Source organism: Streptomyces sp. NPDC006372 (genome assembly GCF_040612515.1).
In the GTDB taxonomy this organism is placed as follows: domain Bacteria; phylum Actinomycetota; class Actinomycetes; order Streptomycetales; family Streptomycetaceae; genus Streptomyces.
The window spans coordinates 32,448-54,669 of the sequence record NZ_JBEXQJ010000022.1; the positions used below are offsets into that span (position 1 = coordinate 32,448).

Genomic DNA, 22,222 nt, shown 5'->3' on the forward strand with positions numbered 1-22,222 from the left:
TGGGGACGGGCCCGTTCTCACCGGACCCGCGCCGGGCCGCCGCCGCACGGAGCACTGGCGCCGCCCTCACCGAACCGCTGCCGCGGTTCCCGGGCGTTCCCCGAGCCGGTGCCTGATCCCAGCCTTCCACCGAGCCTCGGCACCGCGCAACGCCAAGGGCCCGGGGAGGCCCCGCCCCGGGCCCTCACCCGTGCCACGACCGCCACAACGCCGCATACGCCCCGTCCGCCGTCACCAGTTCCTCGTGGCTGCCCAGTTCGCTGATCCGGCCGTTCTCGACGACCGCGATGACGTCCGCGTCATGGGCGGTGTGCAGGCGGTGGGCGATGGCGACGACGGTGCGGCCGTCGAGGACCTTGGCCAGGGAGCGTTCGAGGTGCCGGGCGGCGCGGGGATCGAGCAGCGACGTCGCCTCGTCCAGGACCAGGGTGTGCGGGTCCGCCAGCACCAGGCGGGCCAGCGCGATCTGCTGGGCCTGCGCGGGCGTGAGCGCCAGGCCGCCCGAGCCGACCTCCGTGTCCAGACCGTCGTCGAGGGCGCGGGCCCAGCCGTCCGCGTCGACCGCGCCCAGCGCGGCCCACAGCTCGGCGTCGACCGCGCCCGTCCGGGCGAGCCGGAGGTTGTCGCGCAGGGAGCCCACGAAGACGTGGTGCTCCTGGTTGACGAGGGCGACGTGGGCGCGGACCCGCTCCGCCGGCATCCGGGACAGCTCGGCGCTGCCCAGGGTGATCCGGCCCTCCCGGGGCGCGTAGATCCCGGCGAGCAGCCGGCCCAGTGTCGACTTGCCCGCACCCGAGGGGCCGACCAGGGCCAGCCGGGTGCCGGGGGCGACCTCCAGGGACACCTCGCGCAGGACGTCGACGCCCTCCAGGTAGCCGAAGCGCACCTGGTCGGCGTGTACCCGGCGCCCGTCGGGGGCCACGGAGGAGTCGCCTGCCTCGGGCTCGATGTCCCGGACACCGACCAGCCGGGCCAGTGACACCTGGGCCACCTGGAGCTCGTCGTACCAGCGCAGGATCATGCCCACCGGGTCGACGAGCATCTGGGCGATCAGCGCCCCCGTGGTGAGCCGGCCGACGTCGATCCAGCCCTGGAGGGCGAACACCCCGCCGATGAGCAGGACCGACGCGAGCACGGTCACATGGGTGATGTTGACGACCGGGAAGAGCACGGACCGCAGCCACAGCGTGTAGCGCTCCCACGCCGTCCACTCCTTGATCCGGCGCTCGGACAGCGCCACGCGGCGGGCGCCGAGGCGGTGGGCCTCGACGGTGCGCCCGGCGTCCACCGTCTCGGCGAGCGCCGCGGCCACGGCGGCGTACCCGGCCGCCTCCGAGCGGTAGGCGGCCGGCGCCCGCCGGAAGTACCAGCGGCAGCCGGCCACCAGCAGCGGCAGGGCGACGAGCACGGCGAGCGCCAGTGGTGGGGCCGTGACGACCAGTCCGCCCATGAGCAGCGCCACCCACACCACACCGATCGACAGCTGCGGCACGGCCTCACGCATCGCGTTGGCCAGCCGGTCGACGTCCGTCGTGATGCGGGACAGCAGGTCACCGGTCCCGGCCCGCTCCAGCACGCCGGGCGGCAGCCCGACCGACCGTACGAGGAAGTCCTCGCGCAGATCGGCCAGCATCCGCTCGCCCAGCATCGCGCCCCGCAGCCGCACCTGGCGCACGAACACGGCCTGGACGGCCAGCGCGGCCGCGAAGAGCCCCGCGGTCAGCTCCAGCCGCAGGTCCCGCGCCCCGTCGGACACCCGCTCCACCAGCCCGCCCAGCAGCCACGGCCCGGCCATCGAGGCGAGGACGGCGACCGTGTTGACGGCGATGAGCAGCAGGAACGCCCTGCGGTGTCTGCGCAGCAATTCGGTCACGTAGGCGCGGACGGTCGAAGGGGCGCCGACCGGCAGGGTGTTCGCCGTCGTCGGGGCCGCCGGGTCGTACGCCGGTGGCGCCACGCCGATCATGCTGTCTCCTCGATCTCTTCCAGTTCCAGTACGTCGTCGAGAACGACCCCGCCGGCCCGCTCGGGCAGTGCGGCCTCGTCGTCGGTCTCGCGGGTGACGACCGCCCGGTAGCGGGACTCGGTGTGCACCAGCTCGCGGTGGGTGCCGGCCGCCGCGACCGTGCCCTCGTGCAGGAAGACGACCCGGTCGGCGCGGTCCAGCAGCAGCGGGGAGGACGTGAACACCACGGTCGTGCGCCCCGTGCGCAGCTCCCGCACGCCCTGCGCGATCCGTGCCTCGGTGTGCGAGTCGACGGCCGAGGTCGGCTCGTCCAGGACGAGCACCTCGGGGTCGGTGAGCAGCGACCGGGCGAGCGCGAGGCGCTGGCGCTGACCGCCGGACAGGGACCGGCCGCGTTCGGTGATCCGGGCGTCCATGGGGTCGGCGGCGTCCAGCGAACCCTGCACCAGCGCGGCCAGCACGTCCTCGCACTGGGCGGCGGCCAGCGCCGCGCGCGGCTCGACCTCGCCCGAGGAGGGCACGTCGAGCAGTTCGCGCAGGGTGCCGGAGAGCAGCACCGGGTCCTTGTCCTGGACGAGGACGGACGTACGGGCGCTGTCCAGCGGGAGTTCGTCGAGCGGCACCCCGTCCAGCAGCACCGAGGTCCCCTCCTGCGCGGGGTGTCCGCCCAGCCGTTCCGCCAGCCGGCCGGCCGCGTCCGGATCTCCGCAGACCACCGCGGTCAGCAGGCCGGCGTTCGCGAGCAGTCCGGTGTCCGGGTCGTACAGGTCTCCGGACGGGGCGCCGGCCACGCGCGACCCGGCGGTGTCCGTCGCCCGCTGCAGTGACAGCACGCGCGCGGCCCGCCTGGCCGACGGCCGGGAGAAGGAGTACGCCATGGCGATCTCCTCGAAGTGCCGCAGCGGATACGTCAGGACCATCACCGAGCTGTAGACGGTGACCAGTTCACCGACGGTGATCCGGCCCTGGCGCGCCAGATGCACGCCGTACCAGACGACGGCGATGAGCAGCAGACCGGGCAGCAGCACCTGGATGGCGGAGATCAGGGACCACATCCGGGCGCTGCGCACGGCCGCGTGGCGGACCTCCTGGGAGGCGTGGCGGTAGCGCTCCAGGAACAGTTCCTCCCCGCCGATGCCGCGCAGCACGCGCAGTCCGGCGACGGTGTCCGAGGCGAGCTCGGTGGCACGTCCCGCCTTCTCGCGCTGGACGTCCGCGCGCCGCGTGGCACGGGGCAGCAGGGGCAGCACGGCGATCGCCAGCACGGGCAGGCCCACGGCGACGACCACGCCGAGCGCCGGCTGGTAGACGAGCAGGCCGACGCAGACCAGCACGATGGTGACCAGGGCCGCGGTGAACCGCGACAAGGCCTCCACGAACCAGCCGATCTTCTCGACGTCACCCGTCGAAACGGCGACCACCTCACCGGCCGCGACCCGCCGGGTCAGCGCCGAGCCCAGGTGGGCTGCCTTGCGGGCGAGCAACTGCTGGACGCGGGCGGCCGCCGTGATCCAGTTGGTGATGGCCGTGCGGTGCAGGAAGGTGTCGCCGACGGCGTTACCGGCGCAGGCCAGCGCCAGCAGCCCGCCCGCCAGGGCGAGTCGGGAGCCGGAGCGGTCGACCACGGCCTGCACGGCGACGCCGACGCAGAACGGCAGCGTGGCGACGGAGGCGAAGTGCAGCAGCCCCCAGGCCAGCGACTTGAGCTGTCCGCCCAGCTGATTGCGGAAGAGCCACCACAGGAATCGTGGACCCGAACGCGCGTCCGGCACGCCCGGGTCGGGGTATGGAAGGTCTTGAATCTGCATGACGTCCAGTGGCTCGTGTCAGGGGGATGGGGGTTCGGGCCGAAGGCAACAAACCGTGACAGGTTCGCGCCGCCGAGTGGTCGGCGGCAACCGGTTTTCCGCGCACCGACCGGAACCGGCCGACAAGGGCGGGAACAGGGCTGCGCGGAGGGGCCGGTGCGCATTGCGGAGGCGGCGGACTCCCCGTAGAACACCGCCCATGAAGAGACGGATAGTCATGTCCATGCTTGCCGGGGCGTCCCTCCTGGCGAGCACCCTCCTCGGAGCCGGTCCCGCCCGAGCGGCCGACGTCCCCGCCGAGTTCGGCACCGACTGGCACGACCCGGTCACGGCCGCCCCGCCCGTCCCGAAGCCCGGCGGCACGTCCTGCGAAGTCACCGTCGCCCGGGCGCAGTTCCGCGACTTCACCCCGTACCGGGGCACGTACACCCCGCCCAGCCGCTGCGGCGACCGCTGGAGCAAGGTGGTGCTGCGGCTCGACGGCAAGGTCAAGGGGCGGCAGTACGACCGGCTCGGCTATCTGCACGTCGGAGGGGTCGAGATCTTCCGCACCTCGACGCCGCAGCCCTCGCCCGACGGCATCGAGTGGTCCGTGGAGAAGGACGTCACGCGCTACAGCGACACCTTCCGCAGCGACCAGGACGTCGAGATGCTCATCGGGAACGTCGTCGACGACACCTACACCGGCGTCCTGGACGTGAAAGTCACTCTGACCTTCTACCGGGGCCACCCGGACGGCACGAGTCCCGACCGGGTCCTCACCCCCGACGGCGACTCGACGCTCACCACCCCGCGCAACAGCGAACGCATCCTCGCCGAGGTGTACGCCACGGGCTCCGGCGGCGGCTGCGAGGAGTACTGGTACCTGTCGGTGCCCGATCCGGCTCCCTACTCCTGCAAGGCGGGCCAGGGCCCCTACCGCGAAGTGCAGATCAGCGTGGACGGCCGCCTCGCGGGCATCGCCACGCCGTTCCCGACGGTGTGGACGGGCGGCTGGTCCAACCCGTTCCTCTGGTACGTGACCCCGGGCCCGCGCGCCTTCGACATCAAGCCGATCACCTACGATCTCACCCCCTTCGCCGGGATCCTCAACGACGGCCGCCCGCACCGCGTCGAGGTCTCGGTCGTCGGTGTCCCCGAGGGACAGACCGGCTGGAGCACACCCGTGAACGTGCTCGTATGGCAGGACGAGCACCGTGCCCGGGTCACCGGGAAGCTCACCGTGCACCGCGCGGGCGAGCTGACCGACTCCTCGGCCTACACGCCCGGTTCGCAGCACCGGGTGGACACCGAGGGCGCCCACCGGCTGACCGTCGCCGGATACCTCGACACCTCGCACGGCCGCGTCACGACCACCGTCAGCCGTTCGCTCATCAACACCTCGGCGCATCGCTGGACCGACGGTGAGACGACCGACGCCCTGGAGGCCACCTGGTCCGACGACGAGTCGGTGACGACCGACCGCCGTACCACCCGTACGCACCGGACCTACGCGATGGACGGCACGACCACCCTCGGTGCCGGTGACCGGCTGCGTACGGTGCTCACGCTCGGCGACCGCGCCACGACCGTCGCGTCGGTCGGCGCGCGGCGGACCGCGTGGTCACGGCTCGACGACACCTATACGGGCGACGCCACCTACACCGCAAACGTGCCGCGTGACCAACGGCATGCGGTCGGTACGACCAGCGAGCGCTACCGGCTGTACGGATCGCGCGGCTGCTACGACCGGACGCTCACGGTCGTGCAGGGGGTGCTCACGGAGGACCGTCACCGCTGCTGAGTGACCTGTGTGGCGTGTGTGACATACGTCACTTAGGGCGCTTTTACCTGGCTGAAACGTTGCGGTCTTGTGCGCGATCAAGACAGCCTCCATCGTGTACGGCTACGGAAGCCGCTTTCCGTATCGCAAAAGTCCCCTCCGGCTTTTGCGCGCCCCGTCCCCTTAGGAGGCCCCGTGCCACCGTCCGTACCGTCCCTGCCGCGGCGCGTCGCACGCACCCTGCGTACCTCACTCTTCGCGCAGGTCCTCTGCGCGCTCGTGCTCGGAATCGTCGTCGGGAAGCTGTGGCCGGACACGGCCACGGCTTTCCAGCCGCTCGGCGACGGTTTCACCCGGCTCATCAAGACGGTGATCTCGCCCCTGGTCTTCTGCGTGGTCGTCGTCGGCATCGCCAAGGCCGGTGACCTGAAGGCCTTCGGCCGGATCGGGGTCAAGGCCCTCGTCTGGTTCGAGGTCGCCTCCACGGCCGCCCTGGTCATCGGCCTTGTCACCGCCAACCTCGTCGGCCCCGGCAAGGGCATGAACGTCGACCCCTCCTCGCTGGACGCCGCGGCGGTCGACAAGACGACGGGCGGCGGCCAGCTGCCCTCGACGACCGAGTTCGTCCTCAACGCCCTGCCGCAGAGCTTCGTCGGAGCCTTCGCCGAGAACGAGCTGCTCCAAGTCCTCATCCTCGCCTGCCTGGTGGGTGCCGCCCTGCTGCACCTCGGGCACACCAGGGTGCCGAAGATCCTGCCCGCCATCGACCAGGCCCAGGATGTGATCTTCACGGTCGTCGGCTTCATCATGCGGCTGGCCCCGCTCGCGGTCTTCGGCGCGATGGCCCACCTGGTCGGCAACTACGGCCTCGGCGTGATGGAGACCTACGCCAAGCTCATCGTGCTCTGCTATGCGGCGGCGGCGCTGTTCATCGCGCTGCTCTCCCTCGCCCTGCGGGTGGTCACCGGGCTCAGCCTGTGGAAGTTCCTGCGCTACATCCGCGAGGAGATGCTGCTCGCCCTCGGCACCGCGTCCACCGAGGCCGTCATGCCGCGAGTGATGCAGAAGCTGCGCCGGGCCGGTGCCCGCGACGACGCCGTGGGTCTGGTGCTGCCCACGGGCTACTCCTTCAACCTCGACGGCGCCTCGCTCTACCTGTCCATCGGCACGCTGTTCATCGCCCAGGCCGTGGGCGTGGACCTCAGCCTCGGGCAGCAGATCACCGTGGTCCTGGTGCTGATGCTGACCAGCAAGGGCATGGCGGGCATCCCCGGTTCGGCGTTCCTCGCCCTGTCCGCGACCGCCTCCTCTCTGGGCGCCATCCCGGCGGGAGCCGTCGCCCTGCTGCTCGGCGTGGACCGCATCATGGACTCGATGCGCGTCGTCACGAACCTGCTCGGCAACTGCGTCGCGGTCTTCGCGGTGTCCCGCTGGGAGGGTGCGCTGGACATCGAGCGGGCGAAGAAGACGCTCGACGGGGAGTACGCGCACGAGTCGGACGACGAGAAGGGCGATCCCGGGAGCGGTGGAGGCGAGAACGTCGTCGCGCCGCCGACGGTGGCCGACCCGGCGCCCGGCATCCCCACCCAGAAGCCCAAGGAGCCCGCTCCCGAGGCCGGCTGACCGAGTTCGAACGGGCCGCGGCCACCGCTTAAGCACGACGAGCGGCGGCCGCGGCCCGTGGTGTGCGAGGGGCACCTTTGATCGGCCCCTCCCTTCGATCACGCTTTCAGCAAGGGCGAGCCGGCGCGCCGTCGACGAGGGCGTCCAGCAGCCCTCCGAGCGCCTCGCGCTGATCCTCGGTCAGCGGTTCGAGGATCTCCTCCGCTGCCGACCTGCGTGCCGCGCGCAGTTCGCGCAGCGCGTCCCGGCCGTCGTCGGTGAGCTCGATGCGGGTCACCCGCCGGTTCGCCGGGTCCGGGACCCGGCGCACCTTGCCGCTCGCCTCCAGTCCGTCGACCAGCGTCGTCACCGCCCTCGGCACCACCTCCAGGCGTTCGGCCAGATCGGCCATGCGCGGTGGCGAGCCCCAGTGCGCGAGGGTGCGCAGCAGCCGGGACTGGGCCGGTGTGATGCCGAGGTCGCGGTGCTCCAGATGGCGCTTCTGGATGCGGTGCACCCGGCGTGTGAGCCGCAGCAACTGCTCGGCGAGCAGACCGTCGGGGTCGGGCGTGGTCATGCGGGAACAATATCAGGATGCCGTTCATTGTGAGTACAGGTAACAATGAGCTACGATCCGATCCGCCCAGCGCCCCGACGTCGTATTCCGCTCTCGAAGGAGCCCATGCATCCCGACCACGAAGCCCCCTGGACCCCACCCGACGGCTCGAAGGAACAGCCCCGGCAGGTCCGCCGTATCCTCCGGCTCTTCCGCCCCTACCGGGGCCGCCTCGCGATCGTCGGCCTGCTGGTCGGCGCCTCGTCGCTGGTCTCGGTCGCCACGCCCTTCCTGCTGAAGGAGATCCTCGACGTCGCGATCCCCGAGGGGCGTACCGGGCTGCTCAGCCTGCTGGCCCTCGGCATGATCCTCAGCGCCGTCCTCACCAGCGTCTTCGGTGTGCTGCAGACCCTGATCTCCACCACGGTGGGCCAGCGCGTCATGCACGACCTGCGCACCGCCGTCTACGGCCGGCTCCAGAGGATGTCCCTCGCGTTCTTCACGCGCACCCGCACGGGCGAGGTGCAGTCCCGCATCGCCAACGACATCGGCGGTATGCAGGCCACCGTCACCTCCACCGCGACCTCCCTGGTCTCCAACCTCACCAGCGTGGTCGCCACGATCGTCGCGATGGTCGCCCTCGACTGGCGCCTGACCGTCGTCTCGCTGCTGTTGCTGCCCGTGTTCGTGTGGATCAGCCGCCGCGTCGGCAACGAACGCCGGAAGATCACCACCCGGCGGCAGAAGCAGATGGCCGCCATGGCCGCCACGGTCACCGAGTCGCTCTCCGTCAGTGGCATCCTGCTCGGCCGCACGATGGGCCGCTCCGACTCGCTGACCAAGTCCTTCGCCGAGGAGTCCGAGGAACTCGTCGACCTCGAGGTGCGGTCGAACATGGCCGGCCGGTGGCGCATGGCCGTCATCACCATCGTCATGGCCGCCCTGCCCGCCGTCATCTACTGGACCGCCGGCATCGCCCTCCAGACGGGCGGCCCCGCGGTCTCCATCGGCACCATCGTCGCCTTCGTCTCGCTCCAGCAGGGCCTGTTCCGCCCGGCCGTGAGCCTGCTGTCGACCGGTGTGCAGATCCAGACCTCGCTCGCCCTCTTCCAGCGCATCTTCGAGTACCTCGACCTGCCGGTCGACATCACCGAGCGCCCGGACCCGGTGCGCCTGGACCGGGTCAAGGGCGAAGTCCGCTTCGAGAACGTCTCCTTCGGCTACGACGGCAAGGGCGGTCACGCCCTCGACGGCATCGGCCTCACCGTCCCGGCCGGCGGCAGCCTCGCGATCGTCGGCCCGACCGGCGCCGGCAAGTCCACGCTCGGCTATCTGGTGCCGCGGCTCTACGACGTCACCGGCGGCCGCGTCACCCTCGACGGGGTCGACGTCCGCGACCTCGACTTCGACACCCTCGCGCGCGCGGTCGGCGTCGTCTCGCAGGAGACGTACCTCTTCCACGCCTCGGTCGCCGACAACCTGCGCTTCGCCAAGCCCGACGCCACCGACGAGGAACTGTTCCAGGCGGCGAAGGCGGCGCAGATCCACGACCACATCGCGTCCCTGCCCGACGGCTACGACACCGTCGTCGGCGAGCGCGGCCACCGCTTCTCCGGCGGCGAGAAGCAGCGCCTGGCCATCGCGCGGACCATCCTGCGCGACCCGCCGGTCCTCATCCTCGACGAGGCCACCAGTGCCCTGGACACCCGGACCGAAGTCGCCGTCCAGGAGGCCATCGACGCCCTGTCGGCGGACCGCACCACCCTCACCATCGCGCACCGGCTGTCCACCGTCCGGGGCGCCGACCAGATCGTGGTCCTGGATTCGGGGCGCGCGGTCGAACTCGGTACGCACGAGGAACTGCTGGAGCGGGACGGCCGCTACGCGGCGCTCGTACGCCGGGACGCGCAACTGGAACCGACAGGATGAACATATGCCCGGATGGTGACGATATGCGGGTTACTGTGCCCCCATGCAGAAGAACACACCGCCACGGAGCAGGATCCGGCTGACGCGCCGGGGCCGTGTCGCCCTCGTCGTGACCGGAGCCGTCGTCGTCGGCACCGCTGTGGCGGTGCCGCTGCTGATCCTGGGGCACCGGGCGCACCGTGAGCCGATGACCCTGGTCATCCCGGAAGGCCGGCGTGCGAGCCAGGTGTACGAGGCCGTCGACAAGGCGCTCGCCCTGCCCGCCGGCAGTACGAGGAAGTCCCTCGCGAAGGCCGACCTGAAACTGCCGGGCGACGCCGGGGGCAATCCGGAGGGCTACCTCTTCCCGGCGACCTATCCGCTCCGCGAGAAGGCCAGGCCGGAGGAGATCCTGACGCTGATGGTCGACACCGCGAACCAGAAGTTCAACGGCGCCCCCCTCGCGGCGGGGGCGCAGCGCAACGCCATGAACGTCTACCAGGCCGTCACCGTCGCGAGCATCGTCCAGGCGGAGGCGGCCACCGAGGCCGACATGGGCAAGGTCGCCCGGGTGGTCTTCAACCGCCTCGAACGCGGGATGCCGCTCCAGATGGACTCCACGGTCAACTACGCCCTCGGCCGCTCCACCCTCCGCACCACGACGAACGACATCCGGATCGACAGTCCGTACAACACGTACCAACGCATGGGTCTGCCGCCCACACCGATCGACAACCCGGGCGAGGCCGCCATGCGTGCCGCCGTCAACCCGCCGCCGGGCGACTGGCTGTACTTCGTCACGGTCCGCCCGGGCGACACGCGCTTCACCGCGGACTTCGCCCAACACCAGCGCAACGTGGCCGAGTTCAACGCCCGGCAGCAGAGCGCCGGCGCACGGGTGGCCGGGTGAGGCGGCCGGCTATGGCCTGACCCTCCGGAACGCCGAACGAGGGCAGGGAGAGGACGGCAGCAGTACCGGCCCGCCCTGCAGGCGACGCGTAGTGCCGGGTCCGGACGGCCCGGCCGAGGGTCATGCCGCGGCCGGCTCCCGCTCCAGCAGCCGCCTGATGTCCCGTACGGCCGCGCGGCCGGCGCGGTTGGCTCCGATGGTGCTGGCCGAGGGGCCGTAGCCGACGAGGTGGACGCGCGGGTCGGCGGCCGCGTGCGTCCCCTCCATACGGATGCCGCCGCCCGGGCCGCGCAGCCGCAGCGGGGCGAGGTGGTCGAGGGCGGCCCGGAAGCCGGTGGCCCACAGGATGACGTCGGCGTCGAGGTGCCGGCCGTCGTCCCAGGCCACCCCGTCCGGGGTGATCCGGTCGAACATCGGCTGCCGGTCCAGCACCCCGTCCTCGATGCCCTGCCGGATCGCGTCGTTGAGCGGGAGTCCCGTGACCGAGACGACGCTGCGGGGCGCCAGCCCCTGCCGGACCCGCTCCTCGACGAGCGCGACGGCCGCCCGGCCCGCGTTCTCGTCGAAGGGCCCCTCGCGGAAGACGGGCGGGCGCCGGGTCACCCAGGTGGTGGCCGCGGCGTACGGGGCGAGCTCCAGCAGGTGCTGCGTGCCCGAAGCGCCCCCGCCCACCACGACGACCCGCTGCCCTGCGAACTCCTCGGGACCGGCGTACTGGGCGGTGTGCAACTGCCGTCCCCGGAAGGTGTCCTGACCGGGGTAGCGCGGCCAGAACGGGCGGTCCCACGTGCCGGTCGCGTTGATCAGCGCCCGTGTCGACCACGCCCCGTCCGAGGTCTCCACCAGCAGCCGCCCACCGGAACCCTCACGTACGGCCCGCACGTCGACGGGGCGCCGCACCCGCAGGTCGAAGGCCCGCTCGTACCGGTCGAAGTAATCGCTGATCACCTCGGCGGACGGCCGCGCCGGGTCCGCGTCCGTCAGCTCCATCCCCGGCAGCGCGTGCATCCCGTGCACCTTGCCGTACGTCAGCGACGGCCAGCGGAACTGCCAGGCGCCGCCGGGCCCGGGGGAGTGGTCCAGCACCACGAAGTCGCGCTCCGGCTCGAAACCGGACCGCCGCAGGTGATGAGCACCGGCCAGACCGGCCTGACCGGCGCCGATGACGACGGCCTCGACCTCGCGTGTGTTGTTCACGCTTCTACCAACCCCGCCGGGGTCAGGGATCTTCCCGAGCCGGGGATGCGGCACGGCCTGCGGTACGTACGTCAGGATGGAGGGCATGTCAGATGTCTTCACCACCCGAGTTCTGAACGTCGTCACCGGTGCCACGGAGAAGGTCGTCGACATCACCGGCGACTGCCAGTCCTTCCTGCGCGAGGCGGCCGCCGGCCGCGACGGCCTGCTCAACGTCTTCGTCCCGCATGCGACGGCCGGGATCGCCGTCCTGGAGACCGGCGCCGGCAGCGACGACGACCTCCTGGCCGCGCTGCACACCCTGCTGCCGGCCGACGACCGCTGGCAGCACCGGCACGGCAGCCCCGGACACGGCCGCGACCACGTCCTGCCGGCCCTCGTCCCGCCCCACGCGACCCTGCCCGTGCTGGAGGGGCGGCTGGAGCTCGGGACGTGGCAGTCGGTGTGTCTGGTGGACACCAACAAGGACAACCCGCAGCGGAAGGTACGGCTGAGCTTCCTGGGGTGAGGGCCGCTCGTACCCCTCGCCCTGCCCGGACGGCTCTGGCGCACCGTGACGCATGCCCCTAATGCCCGTATCCTCATCAATGCCAGATTCTCTTCCGCGCAGCGGATGATCCCGGGCGCAAGCGAGGCGAAGCGTGGTTCGGTCCGGCGAGGAACTCAGGCCGGCGGGGCGTGCGACGGACAGCACGGGGCCCGCGGGTCTCCGCGAGCGGTTTCTCCAGGGGGAGCCGGTCGACACGGGCGTGCGGGCGTCCATCCTGAACTCCTGGCAGCGCTCCCGCACCCTGGGTCTGTCACCGGACCGGTCCGACCTCCCCTACACCGAGGACTTCGACCCGGGCGGCCGGATCGTCCGCGCGGCCGTCCCGGTGCTCGACCGGCTCCAAGCCACGTTCTCCGGCAGCCAGGTCAACATCTCGGTGGCCGACGCGAACGGCACGGTGCTGCTGCGACGCTTTGGTGACCCCTCGATGGCCAGGAGTCTCCCGCCGATCCAGGTGGTCCCCGGGTTCGTCTTCGCCGAGCAGGTCGCCGGCACCAACGGCATCGGACTGGCCCTGGCGGAACGGCAGCTCATCCGCGTCTACGGCGCCGAGCACTTCGCGGAGCGCTCCCAGGCCAACGCCTGCGTCGCGCTGCCCGTCCGCGACCCGCTCAGCGGGCGCATCGAGGGTGTCCTGTGCTTCGGCTATCCGCGCAGTTTCGAGCGCCCCGCGCTGGCCCCGGCGATTCGCCGGGCGGCCGAGACCATCGAGCGGCGGCTGCTGGGGCAGAGCTCCGCGCACGAGCGGGCCCTGCTGCGGACGTACCTGGCCTCCGGGGCGGGGGGCGACCTGCGTCACGGCCTCGCCGTCGATGCGCTGGCCGACACGTTCCACCCCCGTGACCAGGCGATCCTGGTGGAGAAGGCCGCCGAGCTGATCTCGTGCGCGCAGCGGGCCGCCGTCGACGTGACGCTGCCCGACGGCCGGCGGGTGACGCTGGTGAGCCGTCCCATGACGAGTGCCTCGGGGGTGCGGGGCTTCGCCGTCGAGGCGGTGCTGCCCGGCACGGCCCCGGCGGGGGGCCACCTCGTGCTCCCGCGCCAGGCGGACGAGCTGCCGGACCTCGCCGCCCTCGCGGCCGCCCCAGAGTCCGCACGCCCGTCGCTCACCCTGCCGAAGGGGCCTCTCCCCACCGCCCCCGGTCCGCTGACAGCACCTGCCGCTGACCGAGTCCCGGCGGATCCCGGCCGCACGGTCACGACGGACGTCGACCGGGTCCCGGTGGAGCCCGGCCCCGCGGTCGCGGCCGACGGCAACGGCGCGGTGGCGGAGGCCGGCGGTGCCGTCACGGCCGACGGCGGCGGGGGCCTGCCGGGCGACCACCCCGGGTCAGCGTTCCCGGCCAGGGGGCTCGTCATGGTGGGGGAGCCGCACGTCGGGGCCTACGCCCTGGCGGCCCGACGGCGCCTGGAGCTGCTGTCCGAGGCCAGCGCCCGCATCGGCACCACCCTGGACGTGCGCCGCACCGCCGAGGAACTGGCCGAGACGGCCGTCCCGCGCCTCGCCGACTGCGTCACCATCGACCTGGCCGACGCCGTCCTGCGCGGCGAGGAATCCGCCGACCCCCTCGCCGACCTGCGGCGCACGGTGGTCCACGGCATCCGCGAGGACCTGCCCTTCACCCCGCCCGGCGAGCGCGCCGACTTCGGCCCGACAGCCCCCCAGCTGCGCAGTCTGACCAGCGGTGAAGCGGTACTGGAACCGGACCTGGGGGTCGCCGCGGGCTGGCTCGCCCAGGACCCGGAGCACACCGGGCGCCTGCTGGCCCACGTCCACTCGCTCATCGCGGTGCCGCTGCTCGCGCGGGGTGTCGTCCTGGGTGTCGTCAGCTTCTACCGCGCCGGGAGCGCCTTCGGTGACGACGACCGTTCGCTCGCCCAGGAACTCGTCGCCCGCGCCGCGCTGTCCATCGACAACGCCCGGCAGTACACCCACGAACGCGCCATGGTCCTGGCACTCCAGCGCAGACTCCTCCCGCACGGACTGCCCGACCAGGACGCCGTCGAGGTCGCCCACCGCTACCTGCCCGCCGAGTCCGACGTGGGCGGGGACTGGTACGACGTCATCCCGCTCCCCGGTGCCCGGGTCGGGCTCCTCGTCGGCGACGTCGTCGGCCACGGCATGCTCTCCGCGGCCACCATGGGCCGGCTGCGCACCGCCGCCCGCAGCTTCGCCGAGCTCGACTTCCCCCCGGACGAGGTCCTCACGCACCTGGACAACCTCGTGGGCCGTCTGGACCGCGAGGATCCCGACGGCAAGGGCGCCGGCGTGATCGGCGCGACCTGCCTGTACGCCATCTACGACCCGACCGTGCAACGGTGCCTCATGGCCCGCGCCGGCCACCCGCCGCCCGCGCTCGTCCACCCCGACGGCACCGTGTCCTATCCCGACCTGCCGGCCGGGCCCCCGCTCGGCCTCGGAGGCCTGCCCTTCGACGCCGCCGAGATCGACCTCCCCGAGAACAGCCAGCTGGTCCTCTACACGGACGGTCTCATCGAGGACCGGCACCGCGACGTCGACGTGGTGCTGGAGCAGTTGCGCAGGGCCCTGGCCCACCCGGAGCGCGCACCCGAGGAGACCTGCCAGGCGATCCTGGACACCGTGGCGCCCGTGCACCCGAACGACGACATCGCCCTGCTCGTCGCCCGCGTCCACGCCCTGGACCCCGGCCGGATCGCCGCCTGGGAGCTGCCCGCCGACCCGGCGGTCGTCGGTGACGTCCGGGCGTCCGCGCTGCGGTGGCTGGCCGACCGGAGGCTCGACGAGACCGCGTTCGCGGTGGAGCTCATCCTCAGCGAGCTGGTCACCAACGCCATCCGGCACGGCGCCGGACCCATCCGGGTGCGGCTGCTGTTCGGGAACACCCTCGTCTGCGAGGTCTCCGACACCAGCAACACCGCCCCTCACCTGCGCCGGGCGACCAGCACCGACGAGGGCGGACGCGGCCTGTTCCTCGTCGCACAGCTCTCGCAGAGCTGGGGCACGCGCTACCTTCCGGAGGGCAAGGTCATCTGGGCCGAATGCGGGCTCGAAGCGGCGTGAGGCGACCGCCGCCCCGTGTGCGTCAAGGGGGCCGAGAAATGCCCGAAATGCTGTAATTTGATCGGGTGCGCGACGCTCCCGACACGCCAGCGAAGGCGCCTTCGCCCTTCGGGCCCGAACCCCTGGTCCGAATCCGCGGGCTCAGCAAGCGGTTCGGCGGGACCGTCGCGCTGGCCGGGGTCGACCTCGACGTCCACGCCGGCAGCGTGCTCGCCCTCCTCGGGCCCAACGGCGCCGGGAAGTCCACGCTCATCAAGGTGCTCGCCGGTGTCCACCACGCCGACACGGGCCGGATCACGGTGGACGGACAGCCCCTCGGCAGCCCCGCCGCGTCCCGGAGCATGTCGTTCATCCACCAGGACCTCGGTCTCGTGGAGTGGATGACGGTCACCGAGAACATCGCCCTGACCACCGGGTACGCGCGCCGCACCGGGCTGATCTCCTGGCGGCGCACCCGTGAGCGCTGCGTCGACGCGCTGCGGATCGTCGCCGCGCACCTCGACCCCGACGCACCCGTCTCCGGACTCGCGCCGGCCGACCGCTCGCTGGTGGCGATCGCCAGGGCGCTCGCGGCCCGCGCGAGGCTCATCGTCCTCGACGAACCGACCGCCCGGCTCCCGGCCGCGGACAGCGCCCGGCTCTTCCGCGTGCTGCACGATCTGCGCGACCGGGGGCACGCCATCCTCTACGTCAGCCACCGCCTGGACGAGGTGTACCAGGTCGCCGACACCTTCGCCGTACTGCGCGACGGCCGGCTCGTCAGCCACGGCCGGCTCGCGGGCCACAGCCCCGCCCGCCTGGTCCACGACATCGTCGGCGAGGAGGAGGAACCGGCCGTCCACCGTCCCGCCGGAGCCCGGGCCGGCACCGCGCCCGTCCTCACCCTCGACGGCGCGCGGACCGCCCGGACCGGACCGGTCACCCTGGGACTCGCCGCCGGGGAGGTCCTCGGGCTGGTGGGCCTCTCGGACGCCGGGCACATGGACCTGGGCCGCGCCCTCGCCGGGGTCCAGCCCCTCCTGGGCGGGCTGGCGCTGCTCGACGGGCGGCCCTACCGTCCCCGCACGGTCGCCGAGGCCGTCGCCCGCGGGGTCGGCTTCGTGCCGGGCGACCGGCTGCGGGAGGGCTGCCTCGCCGAGCTGACCGTACGGGAGAACTTCCTGGCCAATCCCCGCGCGGGAGACCGGCGGGCACCGCGCTGGATCGGCCCCCGACGCGAACGCGCCCAGGCCGCCGCCCTGATCGACCGGTTCTCGGTACGCCCCCGCGACAGCGAGGCCCCCATCACCACGCTCTCCGGCGGCAACCAGCAGAAAGTCATGATCGGCCGCTGGCTGCGGACGGGGCTGCGGCTGCTGATCCTCGAGGAGCCGACCGCGAGCGTGGACGTCGGCGCCAAGGCCGCCATCCACCGCCTGCTCGACGAGGCGCTCTCCGCCGGCCTCGCGGTCCTGCTGCTGTCCACCGACTTCGAGGAGGTCGCGGGCGTGTGCCGGCGCACCCTGGTCTTCGTGCGCGGCTCGGTGACGGCCGAGCTGAGCGGCGGCGCCCTCACCGTCGCCGGGCTCACCCGGGCGGCCTCGGCCATGCCCCCGTCCGCCGCCGGGAACCCATGACGCCGCCGCCCCCTCCCGCCCCGCCCCGGCGCCGCTCCGGACGTCTTCGCCGTCCCGGCGGTCACCACATCGGCGCCTACGGCCTGCTCGTCCTCACCGCACTGCTCTACCTGGTCTTCTCCCTCGCCCTGCCGGACACCTTCCCCACGCTGGCCACCGTCGACTCGATCCTGTCCAACCAGTCGATCCCGGCCGTCCTCGCACTGGCCGCCACGGTGCCGATCGTGACCGGAGCCTTCGACCTCTCCATCGGCTACGCCCTGGGCCTCGCCCACGTGATGGTGATGCAGCTCGTCGTCAACGAGGGCTGGCCCTGGCCGCTCGCCTGCCTCACCGTGATCGCCGGAGGCCTGGCCGTGGGTGTCCTCAACGGCGTCATCGTGGAGTTCGGCCGGATCGACTCCTTCATCGCCACCCTCGGCACCGGCAGCATGATGTACGCCGTGACCGGCTGGGTCACCGACGGCGGCCGGATCGTCCCCGGCCCGCAGGGCCTGCCGCCCGCCTTCACCGACCTCTACGACTCCTCGTTCCTCGGCCTGCCGGTCCCCGCCTTCTACGTGCTCGCCCTCGCGGGCATCCTCTGGCTGGTGCTGGAGCGGCTGCCGATCGGCCGGTACCTGTACGTCGTCGGATCGAACCCGCGCGCGGCGGACCTGGTCGGCATCCCCACCCGCACCTACACCGTCTACGCGTTCGCCGCCTCGGGCCTGATCGTCGGATTCGCCGGAGTGCTGCTCGCCGCCCAGCAGCAGATCGGCAACCCGAGCGTCGGACTCGACTACCTGCTGCCCGCCTTCGTCGGCGCCCTGCTCGGTTCCACGGCGATCAAGCCCGGCCGGCCGAACGCCCTCGGCACCCTCGTCGCCGTCGCCGTGCTCGCCGTGGGCCTCACCGGCATCGCCCAACTGGGCGCCGACTTCTGGACGGTTCCGCTGTTCAACGGCGGAACCCTGCTCATCGCCGTGGGCCTCGCCGGATACGCCGCCCGCCGCAGGATGCGCGGCGGCGCCGCCCGCGACTCGCCCGCAGCACCGCCCCCGCCCCCGTCCTCCCCGGCGCCGGAGGACGGCACGACGGGCACGCCCCCCTGAACCGCTTCGACAGGACCCGCCGCGTCGATCCCCCCAACAGGAGCTTCCGTGCACCGCATCCGTAAGGCCGCCCCACGCATCCGCGTCGCGCGGCTCGCCTCCTGCGCCCTGCTGGCCACGGCGACCGCCCTCGCCGGCTGCGAACGCGGCTCCTCGGGCGGCGCGGACGAGTCGACGACGGGCCCGAGCGGGTGCCCCGCCGTCCAGGACCGGGCCCGGAAGGCCGTCGCCGGGGCCGAGCGCGGCGACATCCCCTGGGGCGGCCCCACCGGCGGCCCGGAGGCGGTTTCGGGCAAGACCCTCGTCTACGTCGCCCAGACCATGACCAATCCCGGCGTCGCGGGCGCCGCGAAAGGGGTGCGCGAAGCCGCCCGGACCATCGGCTGGACAGTCCGCGTGATCGACGGCGGCGGCACCCCGGCCGGCATCCAGGCGGCCATGAGCGAGGCTGTGGCCCTCAGGCCCTCGGGCATCGTCATCGGCGGGTTCGACCCCGACTCGACGGCGTCACAGGCCGCCCGCGCCAACGCCCAGGGCATCCCGCTCATCGGCTGGCACGCGGTCCCCGACCCCGGCCCCAGCCGGCGGCCCGACCTCTTCACCAACGTCACCACCCGGGTCCAGGACGTGGCGCGGATCAGCGCGCAGTGGATCATCTCCGACTCGCGGGGCCACGCCGGGGCCGTGGTCATCACCGACGCGTCGATCCCCTTCGCCCGGAACAAGTCCGACCTGATCAGGAAGGAGCTGACGGACTGCGAGGGCGTCGACGTGCTCTCGGTGCAGAACATCCCGATCCCGGACGCCAGCAGCCGCACCCCGCGGGAGGTCTCCTCCCTGCTCTCCCGGTTCCAGGACCGGTGGACGCACTCCGTCGCCATCAACGACCTGTACTTCGCCGACGCCGCCCCGGCCTTCCGCGCGGCCGGCGAGCAGGGGTCCGGGCCGCCCTTCAACATCGGCGCGGGCGACGGCGACCCGTCCGCCTTCCAGCGCATCAACAGCAGGCAGTACCAGGCCGCCACGGTGCCCGAGCCGCTGTCCCTCCAGGGCTGGCAGATCGTCGACGAGTTCAACCGTGCCTTCTCCGGACGCCCCGCCAGCGGTTACGTCGCGCCCGTCCATATCGCCACGGCCGGCAACAGCGAGGGCGCCACCGCCTGGGACCCGGCCGGCTACCGGGAGGCGTACCGCAAGATCTGGGGGAAGTGACGACCGGTCAGGGTGCCGATCCCTTCACGGAACATGCACGGAACCTCAGGATCTCTTTAAGTTTCAAACGCTAGTCTCGCGTCAGTCGAGTGGCCGCCGGGGGTCGAACCGAGCGGGGCCCGTCCACGGCGGCACTCGCACCCCCCCACCAGGCACAGGAGACTCGGTGTGTACGACCGTGACGTAGTGGTGATCGGCGGCGGTTACGCCGGCGTCCGGCTGGCGAAGCGGCTGGACGGCACGGCCCGGGTCACGCTGGTGGACCGCAAGGAGGTCTTCTTCCACCGCGTCGCCTCCCTGCGCGCCGGGGTGCGCCCCGAGTGGACGCACACCTCCTTCATCCCGTACGACCGGCTGCTGCACCACGGCCGGGTGATCGCCGGCAAGGTCGTCCGCATCGACACCGCCGAACGGCGGATCGTCCTCGCCACGGGTGAGCGGCTGCCGTACGACGTGGCCGTCATCGCCACCGGCGCCGACTACCCCGAGCCGGCCCGCTTCTCCGGTACCACCACCGAGGAAGCGGCCAAGTCCTTCGCCGAACACCAGCGCAACATCGCCACCGCCGGACACGTCCTCGTCGTCGGTGGCGGCCCCGGCGGCGTCGAACTCAGCGCCGAGATCCGCCTCGCCCGGCCCGACGCCCGTGTCACGCTCGCCCACTCCGGATCCGCGCTGCTCGACTCCACGGGCAGCGAGCGGCCGGGGCGCAAGGCCCTCGCCTGGCTGGAGGCCCATGACGTCGACGTACGGCTCGACTCGTTCATGTCGCCCGGCACCGAGTTCGGCACCTACCGCGACGCCCGCGGCACCGTCATCGAGGCCGACCTGTCCTTCTGGGCGACCGGCACCACGCCGAACACGCTCTGGCTCCGCCTGGCCGGGCTCGGCGACTGGCTGAACCGGACCGGGCACGTGAAGGTCGACCGCACGCTCCGGGTCGAGGGGAAGACCGACGTGTTCGCCGTCGGCGACGTGAACGACGTCACCGAACTCAAGATCACCCCCGCCGCCCTCGCCCAGGCGGACATCGCGGCCCACAACATCCGTGCCTACCTCCAGAGTTCCGGCAGGCACCGCAAGGAGCCGCGCCTCTACCGGCCGACCCAGCGCACCCCGCTCATCGTGCCGTTCGGCCCGGCCGACGGCCTGACGGTGGTGCCCGTACCGGGCGGCGAGTCCGCGGTCCTCGGCAGTCGCACCACCACCCTGGCCAAGGCGAAGACCCTCATGACGCCCTACATGCGGCGCCAGCTCGGTTACACGGCGGCCTGACACCCGGCACGGACGGAGTCCCGTACGTGATCCACCCCCCGGTCGTTACCCGGCGGTTCGGTCTGGGGTAGGGTCCCCACCGTTTCCGGCTACCGGCTGATGGTGTGCCGGTACGGTGCGTGCCGGAGGGTGGCAAGACGATGGAAACCCATTGGGGTGACGGCGGATCCGTGGACCTGGACGACACACGGCTGGAGATGCTGAGCCCTGAACCGCTGCTGACCCGGGACTACGAGACGCGTCCCGCGCTCGTGTACGAGCGGCTGCGGCAGCAGCACGGCCCGGTCGCGCCGGTCGACCTGCTCGGAGTGCCCGCCTGGCTGGTCCTCGGCTACCGCGAGTCCCTCCAGGTGCTCCAGGACGACGACGGCTGGCCCAAGGGGCTGGAGAACTGGCGGGCCCGCGCCGAGGGGAGGGTGCCCGCCGACTGGCCGCTCGGACCGTCCCTGGAGGTCAACCACATCCTGATCCAGGGCGGCCCCGGGTACCGGCCGCTGCGGACGGCGTGGGACGTCGCCCTCAAGCCGTTCCAGGACCCGCGACACCCCCAGGCCAAGCGCCTGAAGGCCGCCGTCACCGCCTACGCCGACGAGCTGATCACCCTGGTCGGCCAGGGTGGCAGGACGGGTGTGGCGGACCTGTCCGCGCAGTTCTCCCGGCCGCTGCCGCTGATGGTGGCCAGCCATCTGCTCGGTTTCCCCGGCTCGCAGGGCGACGACGCGCTCATGGACATGTGGCGCGTGCTGGACGCCGGCCCGGACGCCGAGGCCGCGCTGGAACGCCTGCTCGCGACCCTGGCGGAACTGGCCGCGCTGAAACTGGAGAAGCCCGGCGACGACTTCCCCTCGTACCTGCTGGCGGCGCACCCCGACCTGTCGCTCGACCACCTGGCCCGCGAGCTGTTCATGCTGCTGGGCATGACCTCCGACCACGTCGGCATCCTCATCTCCAACACCGTCGTGGAGGTCATCTCGGGCGAGGGCAGCGTACGTGCCAGCCTGTCAGCGGGGATGGTCAGGGAGTCCATGAACCGGGTGGTCATGCGCAAGCCGCCGCTGGTCAACTTCGTCCCGAGGTTCGCCGCCCAGGACACTCAGCTCGGCAACTACACGATCCGGGCCGGCGACCCCGTGTGGGTCTCCCCGGGCGCCGCGCACGCCGACCCGCTCTTCGCCGACCACGTCGCCTCCGGCACCACCATCAGCACCCGGGCCCACCTGTCCTGGGGCGCCGGTCCGCGCCAGTGCCCGGCGCGTGAGCTCGCCTCCACCGTCGCGGCGGCCGGAGTGGGGCGTCTGTTCGAGCGGTTCGACTACCTCGACCTGGCCCTGCCCGCCGACCAACTGCCCTGGCGCTCCTCGCCGTTCATGCGCGGTCTGCGCTCGCTGCCGGTGCGGTACGAACTCGCGGAGGCGCCCGCGGGCCCGCCGGCGGGCGGCCCCGCGCCCGGGGCGGCCGCGGAGGTCATCCCGGACCCGTCCGCCCGGCAGCGGTCGTCGCTCTGGCGCTATCTGACCGGCCTGATCCGCGGCGGGCGCTGAGGGCGCTGTCGTGCGGGCGCCGGCTCCGGGATGCCGGTGGTGAATCCCGGGACAGGGCACGAGGGCCCGCCGGGGGCCGGGCAGGTACACCTCGATGACCTGCCCGGTTCACACCCGGCCGGACTCCTCGGAGTTCCGGTCGCGCCCGCCGGGATTCGCTCCCGCCTCCGGAGCGGTCGCTT

General features: G+C 72.6%; 15 protein-coding genes. 11 read left to right on the forward strand and 4 right to left on the reverse strand.

The genetic code is table 11. The features are described from left to right. Positions 1-184: 184 nt before the first annotated feature. Both ABZ016_RS27630 and ABZ016_RS27635 read right to left on the reverse strand, forming a co-directional pair. On the reverse strand, positions 185-1,966 hold the full coding sequence (locus ABZ016_RS27630; protein WP_356919393.1) for an ABC transporter ATP-binding protein: 1,782 nt from the start codon (positions 1,964-1,966) through the stop codon (positions 185-187). Next, complete coding sequence (locus ABZ016_RS27635; RefSeq protein ID WP_356919394.1) at positions 1,963-3,774, reverse strand: ABC transporter ATP-binding protein; 1,812 nt, start codon at positions 3,772-3,774, stop codon at positions 1,963-1,965. The genes ABZ016_RS27630 and ABZ016_RS27635 overlap by 4 nt, the downstream gene beginning before the upstream one ends. A gap of 199 nt (positions 3,775-3,973) precedes the next feature. Here ABZ016_RS27635 and ABZ016_RS27640 point away from each other — a divergent pair, with 199 nt between their 5' ends. Both ABZ016_RS27640 and ABZ016_RS27645 read left to right on the forward strand, forming a co-directional pair. After that, a complete protein-coding gene (locus tag ABZ016_RS27640) occupies positions 3,974-5,557 on the forward strand; it encodes a peptide-N4-asparagine amidase (protein WP_356919395.1) in 1,584 nt (527 codons plus the stop codon). Between the two features lie 174 nt (positions 5,558-5,731). Beyond that, the gene (locus ABZ016_RS27645; protein WP_356919396.1) at positions 5,732-7,159 is read left to right on the forward strand and encodes a cation:dicarboxylase symporter family transporter; all 1,428 of its coding nucleotides are present in this window, start codon (positions 5,732-5,734) and stop codon (positions 7,157-7,159) included. Positions 7,160-7,265: 106 nt separating this feature from the next. Here the strand turns inward: ABZ016_RS27645 and ABZ016_RS27650 are convergent, their stop codons facing one another. After that, on the reverse strand, positions 7,266-7,715 hold the full coding sequence (locus ABZ016_RS27650; RefSeq protein WP_356919397.1) for a MarR family transcriptional regulator: 450 nt from the start codon (positions 7,713-7,715) through the stop codon (positions 7,266-7,268). Between the two features lie 105 nt (positions 7,716-7,820). Between ABZ016_RS27650 and ABZ016_RS27655 the strand changes: the two genes are divergently transcribed. Together ABZ016_RS27655 and mltG are read left to right on the forward strand one after the other, a co-directional pair. Next, a complete protein-coding gene (locus tag ABZ016_RS27655) occupies positions 7,821-9,623 on the forward strand; it encodes an ABC transporter ATP-binding protein (RefSeq protein ID WP_356919398.1) in 1,803 nt (600 codons plus the stop codon). 43 nt (positions 9,624-9,666) lie between these two features. After that, positions 9,667-10,512, forward strand: a complete 846-nt coding sequence (gene mltG, locus ABZ016_RS27660; RefSeq protein ID WP_356919399.1) for an endolytic transglycosylase MltG — start codon at positions 9,667-9,669, stop codon at positions 10,510-10,512. Between the two features lie 120 nt (positions 10,513-10,632). On the opposite strand, the gene ABZ016_RS27665 is transcribed toward mltG, so the two are convergent. Next, positions 10,633-11,709, reverse strand: coding sequence for an NAD(P)-binding domain-containing protein (locus ABZ016_RS27665; protein WP_356919488.1), 1,077 nt, complete (start codon positions 11,707-11,709; stop codon positions 10,633-10,635). A gap of 85 nt (positions 11,710-11,794) precedes the next feature. Between ABZ016_RS27665 and ABZ016_RS27670 the strand changes: the two genes are divergently transcribed. From ABZ016_RS27670 to ABZ016_RS27700, 7 genes are all read left to right on the forward strand, one after another. Beyond that, complete coding sequence (locus ABZ016_RS27670; protein WP_356919400.1) at positions 11,795-12,217, forward strand: secondary thiamine-phosphate synthase enzyme YjbQ; 423 nt, start codon at positions 11,795-11,797, stop codon at positions 12,215-12,217. Positions 12,218-12,350: 133 nt separating this feature from the next. Next, positions 12,351-15,302 carry a SpoIIE family protein phosphatase gene (locus ABZ016_RS27675; protein ID WP_356919401.1) on the forward strand — a complete coding sequence of 984 codons (2,952 nt, stop codon included), beginning with the start codon at positions 12,351-12,353 and terminating at the stop codon, positions 15,300-15,302. A gap of 65 nt (positions 15,303-15,367) precedes the next feature. Further along, entirely contained in the window at positions 15,368-16,918 is a 1,551-nt protein-coding gene (locus tag ABZ016_RS27680; RefSeq protein WP_356919402.1) for a sugar ABC transporter ATP-binding protein, read from the forward strand. Next, positions 16,915-18,012 carry an ABC transporter permease gene (locus ABZ016_RS27685; RefSeq protein WP_356919403.1) on the forward strand — a complete coding sequence of 366 codons (1,098 nt, stop codon included), beginning with the start codon at positions 16,915-16,917 and terminating at the stop codon, positions 18,010-18,012. Before ABZ016_RS27680 ends, ABZ016_RS27685 begins: the two co-directional genes overlap by 4 nt. A 48-nt stretch (positions 18,013-18,060) precedes the next feature. Continuing rightward, a complete protein-coding gene (locus ABZ016_RS27690) occupies positions 18,061-19,224 on the forward strand; it encodes a substrate-binding domain-containing protein (RefSeq protein ID WP_356919404.1) in 1,164 nt (387 codons plus the stop codon). A gap of 168 nt (positions 19,225-19,392) precedes the next feature. Beyond that, positions 19,393-20,499, forward strand: coding sequence for an FAD-dependent oxidoreductase (locus ABZ016_RS27695; protein WP_356919405.1), 1,107 nt, complete (start codon positions 19,393-19,395; stop codon positions 20,497-20,499). A 140-nt stretch (positions 20,500-20,639) separates the two neighbouring features. Continuing rightward, positions 20,640-22,040, forward strand: coding sequence for a cytochrome P450 (locus ABZ016_RS27700; RefSeq protein WP_356919406.1), 1,401 nt, complete (start codon positions 20,640-20,642; stop codon positions 22,038-22,040). Positions 22,041-22,222 lie beyond the last annotated feature (182 nt).

Coding starts and splice junctions, on each gene's coding strand:
- ABZ016_RS27700 (WP_356919406.1), top strand. CDS start 20,640: ATGGAAACCCATTGGGGTGACGGCGGATCCGTGGACCTGGACGACACA.
- mltG (WP_356919399.1), top strand. CDS start 9,667: ATGCAGAAGAACACACCGCCACGGAGCAGGATCCGGCTGACGCGCCGG.
- ABZ016_RS27640 (WP_356919395.1), top strand. CDS start 3,974: ATGAAGAGACGGATAGTCATGTCCATGCTTGCCGGGGCGTCCCTCCTG.
- ABZ016_RS27630 (WP_356919393.1), bottom strand. CDS start 1,966: ATGATCGGCGTGGCGCCACCGGCGTACGACCCGGCGGCCCCGACGACG.
- ABZ016_RS27635 (WP_356919394.1), bottom strand. CDS start 3,774: ATGCAGATTCAAGACCTTCCATACCCCGACCCGGGCGTGCCGGACGCG.
- ABZ016_RS27670 (WP_356919400.1), top strand. CDS start 11,795: ATGTCAGATGTCTTCACCACCCGAGTTCTGAACGTCGTCACCGGTGCC.
- ABZ016_RS27655 (WP_356919398.1), top strand. CDS start 7,821: ATGCATCCCGACCACGAAGCCCCCTGGACCCCACCCGACGGCTCGAAG.
- ABZ016_RS27685 (WP_356919403.1), top strand. CDS start 16,915: ATGACGCCGCCGCCCCCTCCCGCCCCGCCCCGGCGCCGCTCCGGACGT.
- ABZ016_RS27650 (WP_356919397.1), bottom strand. CDS start 7,715: ATGACCACGCCCGACCCCGACGGTCTGCTCGCCGAGCAGTTGCTGCGG.